We start from the raw sequence: 3358 nt of genomic DNA on the forward strand, positions 1-3358 counted from the left end.
ATCGGGTACTGTAAATAGCAACGCCACGGGGCCAAAAAATTCATCGCGGTAGGTGGCACAAGTCGGGGGAATATTCTTGAGAATAGTAGGTTCATAAAAAAAGCCTGGTAATCCAGACCAATGTTTGCCGCCAATTAAACATTCCGCTCCACCTGCGATCGAATCCCGCACCTGTCGATCGATCTGCTCCAAACCCGCCAGGGTCGCCAAGGGGCCAACATCAGTCGCCGTTTGTAATGGGTCGCCGATCTGGAGTTGGCTGAATGCCTGGAGAAATTTGCTAGTAAAAGCCTCCGCGATATCCTCTAGCACGATGAACCGTTTGGCGGCAATGCATGATTGCCCATTATTGAGCAACCGCGCTTTGACACCGACAGCGACAGCCTCATCCAGATCCGCACTCGTCGTCACGATAAACGGGTCGCTGCCACCCAGTTCCAGGACTGTTTTCTTTAGGACTGACCCTGCTGCCTGGGCTAAACTGGCTCCGGCTGGTTCGCTGCCCGTCAGGGTTGCGGCTTTCACCTGGGACGATTTGACAACCGACTCGACTTGGGATGCGGAAATCAATAGCGTTTGAAATACCCCTGGCGGAAACCCTGCTTGAAGGAAAATATCCTCGATCGCGATCGCACACTGGGGGACATTAGAAGCGTGTTTGAGCAAAGCCACATTCCCCGCCATCAAGGTGGGCGCGGCAAACCGAAACACCTGCCAAAAGGGGAAATTCCACGGCATGACGGCTAAAATTGTGCCCAGAGGTTGGTACTCGATCCGAGATTGACTGGCATCGGTGGCGACGGGTTCGGCAGCTAAAAACTCCGCCCCACGATCGGCATAATAGTCGCAAACCCAGGCACACTTTTGGATTTCGGCGATCGCTTGGGCGATCGGCTTACCCATTTCCAGGGTCATAAGTTGTGCCCACTCTAAGGACTGTCGATCGTCCCGCAGGAGGCTAGCAGCCTGATGGAGCCATTGACTCCGCTGCTCCCAGGATGTCTGGCGATAGTCCTCAAACACCCGTGCCGATTCGATAATTTTGGCTCTGAGGACATCATCGGCGAGGGTGGGGAAAGTTTGCAGTTGTTGACCCGTCGTAGGATTAATACTGGCAATACTCATTGGTTCGAGTTACCGAAACAGCAACATGGTTTTTCCTCTCTCGATCGTGACAAATTTCGAGACAGTAACATCAAAATACATGATAAACATGATGAAAATTTACATTGATGTTGCGATAGCTACCGTTTGCTAAAGACTTTCCAGAACTCCTTTAGATTGGAGTTCGATCACAGTAAGCGACGATCGTTGTAAGATCGTGATGATACTGCCAGTATCTACCACCATTAGGAAAAATAAAATTTTGTCCGTTCAGTTTGAAGTGCCGCTAATTCGAGTACGAGATGCTTCATCGAGCGTTGGTTCATTAGTAACCATGACCATAAAGCACTTGAATGATTTCAAAGTATTATGGCGAGAGCAACTTAGAACCTCGGCTGATGAAGACCAATATTGGGATTGGGAACAAAAACAACGCATTTATCTGGCAGGTGGGATCGGGATATATGAAGGCTACGCGATTGAGTGCGAACAAATGACTCAAGGAATGATGATTCTCCAAGTCAGGGGTTATCGCTCTCAGGTAGATCCAACACGCCCGCTGGTATACGTCCATTCACTTGCAACAGCACCGTGGAATCGGCTCTCCAATCCCGATCCAAATGGATTTCGAGCGGTGGGGAGTGCATTACTCCGATTTGCTCGGTTCCGTAGTGAAGAATTAGATTATGGTGGATTGGTAGGATTACATTCTTTGCCCACCGCTGAGACGTTTTATCGCAAGATGGGAATGATTGATGGAGGTTCGGATGCTGAAAAGGAGAACTTGACTTATTTTGAGTGGTATCGCCGCGAGCCTGATTCGATCGAGGAATATAGGATAGATGAAGGTATCGACTCAGATGATTAAATAGACGAATGGAGAGAATTATGGAATTTAAAATTACCGAAGCCGAAGCCCGTGAGATGGCTAAGTTTGAAGAAGAAGTTGGTTGCGATCCTAGTGCTGGGGCTGACTGGGGAATTCATTTGGATAAGGTAATAGAGTTAGCACTCAATCCAGTCGATTCGGCAGATCCGACGCTACTCGAACGCGGGAAGTTTATCGATCTTCTCAATGAGCAGTTTGGAAACGTGATGTCATCAGAGGAAATTGAAGAGATAGCTTCCAGCTTTCAGATGCAAATTCAGGAACGTTTGGCGAGTAAAATTAGACATTAGACTTCCTGAATAAATTCGAGATCGATCGCTTCCAGTAATTTAGTGGTAAAAATACTCATGACATTAGGCATAGACATATTAAAAGATAAAAGAGCAAATTGCTATTCTGTGATGCTACATATGAGCGTTGCAGAATATCTGGCAATAGTTGAAAAGACATTTGCCAACAAAGGAGGACTCGAAGGTCAAAGAGATACTTTAAAAACAACAACAGCTATTCGGATTAGAAAGCGAATGGTGCAAGATTTAGAAGCAGGAACAGTTCTTCCACCGATAGTAATAGGAGCTATTCTAACAGGAAGCGATTTTGATGAATTAGATAAAATAAGGGATAGAGACTCTTTTTTAACTTCGATCGCAAAAGTAGATCCAGATAATGTTTATATAATCGATGGAATGCAAAGAACATCAGCACTTCATGAGGTATTGAAAAATAAAGAGATTGGCAGCACAAACATCAGGATAGAATATTGGATTGCCTCTCAAGTAAATAGTCTCACATATCGAATGTTAGTTTTGAATACAGGTCAGGTACCTTGGAATTTAAGAAGACAACTTGAAACCATTTTTAAATCTATAATAAAAGAATTAACGAAAAAGTATCCAAAAGTCAAAATTATAGAGATCGAAGAGAATGGAAGAAGATTAGCTCCTTGCCAGTTTCAAGCTGATAAAGTAATCGAATTATTCTTGGTTTTCGGTTCTAGAAAAGAAAAAATCGATCTACAGGAGAGATTAGCAGATGAGTTTACAAAGCAAGATTTCATAGAATCAACATCTAATTATAAATTTGTCGATATGTTTTATGACGTACTAGATATTTTGGCTAGATTCGATATGACTATCGATAAGCTTGACGATGGAAGTTTACACGGTAACTTTAAAAAAGGCATAGATTTATTCAGTAGTCACCCCGCTTGTATTGGTTTTGTAACTGCAATAAGTTTAGCTGTATTAGGTAGACCGGGATCGAATAATAGCTTAGAGAAACAAAATGATAAATGGTCAAAAATAAAGGATGATGCAAATAAAATGCTGAATCGATTAGATTGTCTAAATAATATCGAAATAGGTG

General features: G+C 43.7%; 4 protein-coding genes. 3 read left to right on the forward strand and 1 reads right to left on the reverse strand.

Annotated features, from left to right (window positions below; translation table 11 throughout):
• A partial coding sequence (locus tag RMO27_RS09685; protein ID WP_309731805.1) for an aldehyde dehydrogenase family protein occupies nt 1–1125 on the reverse strand: 1125 nt, incomplete at its 3' end.
• 313 nt (nt 1126–1438) lie between these two features.
• Between RMO27_RS09685 and RMO27_RS09690 the strand changes: the two genes are divergently transcribed.
• From RMO27_RS09690 to RMO27_RS09700, 3 genes are all read left to right on the forward strand, one after another.
• Nucleotides 1439–1972: a GNAT family N-acetyltransferase gene (locus RMO27_RS09690; protein WP_309731807.1), complete on the forward strand. Its 534-nt coding sequence runs from the start codon at nt 1439–1441 to the stop codon at nt 1970–1972.
• A 20-nt stretch (nt 1973–1992) separates the two neighbouring features.
• Nucleotides 1993–2283 (forward strand): hypothetical protein, encoded by a 291-nt coding sequence (locus RMO27_RS09695; RefSeq protein ID WP_309731809.1) that lies wholly within the window; start codon nt 1993–1995, stop codon nt 2281–2283.
• 57 nt (nt 2284–2340) lie between these two features.
• On the forward strand, nt 2341–3358 hold a 1018-nt coding region (locus tag RMO27_RS09700; protein ID WP_309731810.1), incomplete at its 3' end, for a hypothetical protein.

It is taken from the genome of Chamaesiphon sp. OTE_75_metabat_556, assembly GCF_031378165.1.
Taxonomy (GTDB): Bacteria; Cyanobacteriota; Cyanobacteriia; order Cyanobacteriales; family Chamaesiphonaceae; genus Chamaesiphon.

Excerpts from the sequence above, each read along its gene's own strand:
- RMO27_RS09690 (WP_309731807.1), top strand. The coding sequence starts at position 1,439 with ATGACCATAAAGCACTTGAATGATTTCAAAGTATTATGGCGAGAGCAA.
- RMO27_RS09695 (WP_309731809.1), top strand. The coding sequence starts at position 1,993 with ATGGAATTTAAAATTACCGAAGCCGAAGCCCGTGAGATGGCTAAGTTT.